Origin of the sequence: Peptoniphilus sp., from assembly GCF_034090345.1 — a bacterium.
GTDB lineage: Bacteria > Bacillota > Clostridia > Tissierellales > Peptoniphilaceae > Peptoniphilus.
Genome location: NZ_JAXDSS010000046.1, coordinates 89135 through 95716, shown reverse-complemented (window position 1 = coordinate 95716; position 6582 = coordinate 89135). Strand labels below are relative to the sequence as shown.

Genomic DNA, 6582 nt, shown 5'->3' with positions numbered 1-6582 from the left:
TGTATCTATTTCCCAATTGCCAAAGCTTGATCTGTTTTCTATTTCTAAAGGTCTTTCTTCTATGCTTTTTCCGAGTTTTATTTTACTTTTTCTAATTCTTTTAGTAGATGTTTTTCTTCTTAATTTCAGGGGTAAGTCTATGGATTTTATTTTTAAAAGTCCTAGGTCTACATAGTTATATAAGGTTCTTGTACAGAGCATTTCATCAGAAAAAAGTTTATGTCTTTTTGCATATCCACAAATTGTATCTAAAGACCATTTATCTTTTGTAAATTTAGTATGAACAAATTCTAAAAATTTACTACATTCCAAAGCTTTATATGATTTTTTAGAATTTGTTCTATGTTTCTCATAAACTGTCTTTCCTGTATCGGGATAGTATACTTCTACTTCTTTATTGTTTTTAATTTGGGGGACTGTTCCTCGTTTTAATTCATTTCTGATTGTATTTGAAGCTCTATTGAGTTCTTTAGCTATCTTATATGCAGAATAGCCTTTATTGTGTAAAATCTGAATTTGTCCTCTTTCGAAATCATTTAAATGTTTATTTTTTTCTTGAGTTTGTTGTAGTATTATTATATTCCATAGTCATCACCTTTTGGTTTTTTGTTTTTGGTGAATCAATTATACCAAATGTGATTTACTATGGTTTTTTTTTAGTTCAATTTCATTTTACAATTAACCTATATGAAATTATCTCCAGCGTTTTGAAAAATTCTCTTGCTCCTCAGGAGTCCAATGTCTTATCCAAGATTCTTCATTGTTAGGTAGTCTATGATATATATGACCGTTACTAGCTTCCATTATAGGATAATATGCCCAGTGATTTTTAGGTAAATCGGTATAAGAGTATAGAGAGTTTAAGTGTGTATCTACATAAACTTTATCTGCATACCTATCAAGCATTAAGTTAACTATATTTACAACTTCAGCTCTAGTAATATTATTTTCAGGTCTAAAACTACCATCAGGATATCCATTTATCCAGCCTTCAGCTTTAACATATTCTATACTTTCACTAGCCCAATAGTTGTTTGAAACATCAGAGAAATTGGAACTGGTTTTTTTATTGACGATAAACCTAGAGGCAATTGCTGCAAATTCAGCTCTTGTAACTTTATTGTCAGGCTTGAAAGTTCCATCAGGATAGCCTGAGATAACACCTACTTGAGTAAGTTTACCAATATAATTTGAATACCAAGAATCATTGAGAACATCGCTAAATGATGATTTGTAATTATTTGGCAAAATAATTTTTTCTTCAAGAAGCCTTGAGAAAATAGTTGTCATTTCAGCTCTAGTTATATTTGACTGAGGTCTGAAAGAAGAATCAGGATAACCTATAATATAAGCAAAGTGATTCTTTCTATCTAGTTTAGGATAACTTGTTTCCCATCTAGGATAGTTTGTACCCCAGATTTGTATATCCGGCTTATTAACTTTAGGCTCAATATAAGTGTTAGTGATAGTTAATTTATCTTGCTCTATAGTTTTTTTAAAGTTAGGAACATCTATTTCATCTATATTGTAGTTATATAGAGTACCATCAGTAGATACAGGGTTAACTAAAACAGATTTAATATTTTCATTATTTTTTAGACTAATTTTGGAACTGGTCAAATAGATAGTCTCCTCGGTATTATCAGCTTTAATTAAATTTAAATTTTCGCTATTAAATTCTTCAAATTTAGAATTTTTGTCAGTAGCTCTTTTTAGAATTAAGGTAATATTTTCAGGCCTTTTACTTTCTCCGTTAACCCATTTTTTAGTTAGAGTTAATTCTTTTACCCATTGGGCAACAAGTATATTTTGAGAACTTTCTTCAACTCTATTAACTTGTAGAATGGAGTTAGGTTCATAAATTTTGTTATCAGTTAAATTTTTCCAACCTATAAACTTAAGACCATCTTTTTTGAAAATAGGTTTTTCCAAGTAAATCTTTTCGTTAACTAGTTTTTCTTTAATAACTTCAGAATCCCCACTTAAACCTGAACGATATACAACTTTAACCTTTGAGATTTTATCGCTCCACTGAGCAACGAGAGATATGTTATCAGTTATTTCTATAGTGTCTCCAGGATGATACAATTTGCCGTCAGCGATATTTTTCCAACCTATAAAGTATTTTCCGTGAGGGTTTGAAATTTCTTTGTGGTCTAACAAAATAGGAGTAGTTCCGTAAGCATAAGTTTTTCCACTTGTAAAGTTTTTCCCGGTAGGTTGACCGTTAGGTTGACCATTTTCGTCCAAGCCGGAATAATAAGTCACAGTGAATGAGGTGTTATTTGTGTAGTAAGGATAAAGATCAGTATTTTTAATTATAGGTTCATTTGCAAATTTTCTATATACTCCATTTTCCTTAACTAACCAGCTAACCCAAGTATACCCTTTAGGAATAGTTATTGATTTATCTTCACTACCGCTATATATAACTTCTCCAGTACTATTTTTAACTGTAGGTAGTTCGTTATTAGTAAGTGTACTATTATAAGTTACAGTATGCTCAAGCATAGGATTTGTGGATTGTTTATTTTCAAAAATTCTGACTTTAGGAGTTGGCTCTACCCATAAACCAAATGCTACTAAATCGACTCTCGGCATAGATTTATTAAAATTAAAATCTTCAACTCCAGTTTCGTCTAAGAACCAACCTTTAAAAATAAAATTATCAGGAATATTTTTAGGTTGTGTAGGTTTTTCAATATAACTCTTTAGATTAGAATCAGAATTTATAGATTCTGATATATTTTTTTCATAGGGAATAGAAATACTTTTCTCTTGAATTCCATTGTTATTAAAAGAAATTTTAAAGTTTTGTCTCTTGTGTCTGATCTCTAAGCTTGAGTTATAGGATAGTTCTTGCAAGTCGATGTTACCGTTATTTCTTGGGATAGTTCTCCAGTCATTACTGCTATCTATTTTGTACTGCTCAGCTAAGAAACCGGGATATTTATCAGTTATTGTAAAACCGGCATCAGAGCGAGTGTTTATAATAGCATGTTCTTTATAACTGCCATCCAATTCTTCTTTATAATGAACTATTTTTTTAGTAAGATTGTCATCTTTAGAAAATATTAAATTAAGTGTATCATTAGGTTTTTTATTTTGAGAGACTGCTAGTCCGGAGAAGCGGAAAGAATCTAGTAGTGTAACACGTCTTTTATCTCCGAATTCTTCTCTATAGTTATTTTGGTCTCCTTGAGGCCAAGTATAACCATATTTACTCAAAGTCTGTCCATAAAGACCGGTAAAAGATTGTGTAATTGAACCGGAAGAATCTTTTAGATTTATGGTCATTAGATTTCTATCAAGAAGGATTGTAGCATTACGTGGTTGGTTGAATTTTGGTAAGATTTCAATATCTTCATCTACGTAATGAAAACCTTCAGGAATTTGATTTGTTGTTTTTAACTCACTGATAATAATAGATGCTATATAATTATTTATAATTACATCTTCATTTAAATCATTGAGTTCAGGGTGTGAATTTTTGTAGTTAGCTACATCTGCTCGAGAAACACTACGTGTCAACGTTTGAGATACATTGTAGGTTTTAATTTTATCAGATATATTGGGGTCTTCAATATCTAAAGGGTCTTTTGCATCTTTATCATCATCTACAGATTGGGTCCAAATAGATACAGTATAGGGAATATTTGATTCTTCCCAAACTGCATAGAGGTCTATGTTTTTATCTAATGTATTACCAAAAGTAAAAGCTTCTCCATCTTTAGTTGTAGACCAATGTTTAAAAGTATATTCTATACGTGTTGGTTTAGTAGTTGGTTCAATAGTAGAATCAGCTGCTTTATAAAATTGGGTTTCTATATGACTTAAACTATCTTGACCAACGTGATAAGTGATGAAGTGGCCTTCTACTATTTTGGGGTAAAGTGTAAGATTCTTATTTTCTAACGTAACAGTATCTCCAACAAGAGAACCACTTAATGCGGCGTTGTCATACCATCCTTCAACACTTTGATTATTTTCTAATGTTATAGGTATGTTTTTAGTACTTATTACATCTCCTGGTTTGCCAAATATTTTGTGTGCAACAATCCATTGATTATTTTTTTGTTGCATAAAAGAGATGTGGTAATTGTCTTCAAATTTAGCAACGACATTAATGTCTTTGTCAGTAGTGAGAGTAGAATCAGCTTCGATTTCTGCTACGCCTTCAACAAATTTAATTTCTTTATCTGAAAGAACTCCATTTTCTTCAATAAACCACCCTATAAATTTTTTATTTTCTAATTCCGGAATTTCAGGCTCAAATAGAATACCACCTTCATTAGTTAGGATTTGGATATCATTTTCTAATTCCTGATTTTCAGAATAAAATCTATATGTTATAGATGGCTTTGTGGGATGGATAATGCTTCTTGGTTGAATTGTATTCGAAGCAATAGATTTTTTATCTATTTTAGCTTCTCTTGAAGCTGTTGATGTGGTAGGCTCTTGAGCATTGTAATCAATGGCAAATATTGTTTCAGTTAAAGGTATGCTCAACAATATAAGAGCCAATAAAAACGATAGTAATTTCTTCATTTAAAATCCTCCTTAGTATAAATAATGAAATATTAAATATATGTTTGTTTAAAGTTATACCCTAAATAATATATATATATAAGCACTAAAAGAAAAATATTTATTAAGCTATAAATATAACATTAGTTTTAAAAAATTTCATTAGTGTTTATAATTTCTTATAAGTGGTATAAAATACTTAAATATGGAGGTTGAAAATGAAATTAATTATAAAAGTGCTTGTAAGTGCATTGGCAATAGCGATAGCAGCGTTTTTTAGTCCTATGAGAGTTTCAAATTTTTCAGCGGCGATAATGGCTGCAATTGTAATGGGTGGCTTGGATTGGCTAATAAGTAACTACACAAATTTAAGAACGTCTCCGGCTGGAAGAGGTGTCTCAGGATTTTTGGTAGGAGCAGCTGTAATTTATATTACCGGTAAATTGGTAAGCGGATTTTCATCCGGAATTATAAGTTCATTGATAGGAGCGGCAGTTCTTGGCATTGTAAGTGCAATAATACCGGGAGAAAAGACATTTAAATAGAATGTTAAAGAATAGAATTTTAAAGGGAGCTTATTATTTTATTGCATTTGCAATTTTTTCAAATATGATTGCAACTGAAAGTGATTTAAAGATTAGATTGTTATTATCTATAATGATAGTGGCATCTTTGAGTTATTTTTTTAAATTGTTAAGCAATAAGGAATAGATAGGATTAATTTGGGCGAAGGTATTACACTTCGCCTATTTTTTTACAAAAAGAGTCATAGAGAGATATTTTTAATTCAATTCCAAGTTCTTTAAAACATTCATCAAGAGCTTTAAAGAGAGCTTTAAAATTATCTTTTGAAATATTTTGGCCCATATGACCAATTCTGAAAAGTTTTTCGCTCATATTTCCAAGGCCTTTTGATATGGCAATATCTTTTTGGCGCATCAGTTTAAGAAGGCATTCGGCTTCAATTTCATTTGGCATCAGCACGGCTGTTACAGTGTTGGAAGGGCAATTTTTTGCGTAGAGTTCAAGTCCTGCTGATTGAATTATTTCTCGAGTTATATCGGCATAAGTTTTGTGAAGTTCTATGGAATTTCTGTTAAATAGTTGTTCGAGTGCAATATCCATTGCATAAATTAAATTTTCATTCATGGTGTAACAGAAGGGAGCTTCTTTAAAATCATAGTAGTTTTTAAAGTTCATATAGTATGAATTTACGGGAGTTTTTCTGTCATCAATAGCTTTCTTCGCCCTATCTGAAATGGTTACTATGGTTATTCCAACGGGCGCTGAAATACATTTTTGGCTTCCTCCAAGCAACACGTCTAAGCCGCTTTTATCAAAGTCAATAGCTTCTCCACCAAGTGAAGAAACGCAATCGGCTATGGTAAGTAGGTTGTATTTTTTAAGTGTGCTGACTATTTCGTTTAAATTATTGGTAAGTCCTGAAGGGGTTTCGCAGTGTACGAAAGTTGCAAGCTTGAAATTTGAATCTTGTTGTAAAAACTCATCCAGTTTGTTTACGTCAATCCCGTTTCTAAAATCAAACTCTAAAACAACAGGTGTTCCGCCAGCGAATTTTACATAGTCTGCAAATCCGGCACCAAAGAAACCGTTTGAGAGTACTAAGACTCTATCTTGTGGTTCTACAAGTGAAATTATGGCTGCTTCAAGTCCCATAATTCCCTCGCCAAGCATGAAAAAAGAAGTAGCTTCTGTATTTAGTAATTTTGAAATCTTTTTTTCAACGCTTCTGTGAAAAACTTGATACTCAGGGTCTAAGTCGGGGTTTGTTTTTGATTTAGAAAGTGCATTTAAAACTTCAGGGGATATTGAAGTTGGACCGGCACAAAGAATTTTCATTTAATCACCTCAAATACATTATAAATGATATTGTCGGGAATACAATTTTAAGTAAGGATACTTTTTATATAGCAAAAACTTTTTAGAAATAAGATAAATTTTAATTATATACATTCGAAAAAAGTATAAGGGTTTAGATCAGTAAAAATTTATTTGAAACTAGTTTCTATATTTTTACCACCTGTTAAGTCAAGG

The 6582-nt window shown here is 31.2% G+C and carries 5 protein-coding genes; 2 read left to right on the top strand and 3 right to left on the bottom strand.

The features are described from left to right. On the bottom strand, window positions 1–573 hold a 573-nt coding region (locus SOR77_RS03875; protein ID WP_320635872.1), incomplete at its 3' end, for an IS30 family transposase. Window positions 574–693: 120 nt separating this feature from the next. Further along, complete coding sequence (locus SOR77_RS03870) at window positions 694–4548, bottom strand: S-layer homology domain-containing protein (protein WP_320635870.1); 3855 nt, start codon at window positions 4546–4548, stop codon at window positions 694–696. Window positions 4549–4745: 197 nt separating this feature from the next. On the opposite strand from SOR77_RS03870, the gene SOR77_RS03865 reads away from it, so the two are divergent. After that, window positions 4746–5072, top strand: coding sequence for a phage holin family protein (locus SOR77_RS03865; protein ID WP_320635869.1), 327 nt, complete (start codon window positions 4746–4748; stop codon window positions 5070–5072). A gap of 1 nt (window position 5073) precedes the next feature. Further along, the gene (locus tag SOR77_RS03860) at window positions 5074–5238 is read left to right on the top strand and encodes a hypothetical protein (RefSeq protein WP_320635868.1); all 165 of its coding nucleotides are present in this window, start codon (window positions 5074–5076) and stop codon (window positions 5236–5238) included. A gap of 24 nt (window positions 5239–5262) precedes the next feature. Here SOR77_RS03860 and SOR77_RS03855 read toward each other — a convergent pair whose 3' ends face one another. Next, window positions 5263–6387 carry an alanine--glyoxylate aminotransferase family protein gene (locus SOR77_RS03855; protein WP_320635867.1) on the bottom strand — a complete coding sequence of 375 codons (1125 nt, stop codon included), beginning with the start codon at window positions 6385–6387 and terminating at the stop codon, window positions 5263–5265. Window positions 6388–6582 lie beyond the last annotated feature (195 nt).